Origin of the sequence: Paraburkholderia sp. SIMBA_030 (genome assembly GCF_046535245.1) — a bacterium.
Lineage (GTDB): Bacteria > Pseudomonadota > Gammaproteobacteria > Burkholderiales > Burkholderiaceae > Paraburkholderia.
This window is the reverse complement of the sequence record NZ_JAWRXB010000428.1, coordinates 1-275: the sequence shown is the minus strand read 5'-3', so window position 1 is coordinate 275 and position 275 is coordinate 1. Positions and strand designations below refer to the sequence as shown.

The window sequence follows — 275 nt, the reverse complement described above, 5'->3', positions numbered from 1 at the left end:
CGGACAGATCGTTGAAGAACGTCCGGTAACCTTTAGCGCAGAGCAGCTGGCAGCGGCACTGGATACTTTCCGTGGCGATATCGAACAGATCCCTTCGATGTATTCAGCACTGAAATATCAGGGCAAAAAACTGTACGAATATGCGCGTCAGGGCATTGAAGTTCCGCGTGAAGCGCGTCCGATTACCGTTTATGAATTGCTGTTTATTCGCCATGAAGGCAATGAGCTGGAGCTGGAAATTCACTGCTCAAAAGGCACTTATATCCGCACCATCA

The 275-nt window shown here is 49.1% G+C and carries 1 pseudogene; it reads left to right on the top strand.

Annotation, left to right across the window (positions count from 1 at the left end):
* Positions 1-275 (top strand): annotated as a pseudogene (gene truB, locus SB772_RS40645) (tRNA pseudouridine(55) synthase TruB); the annotation flags it as partial.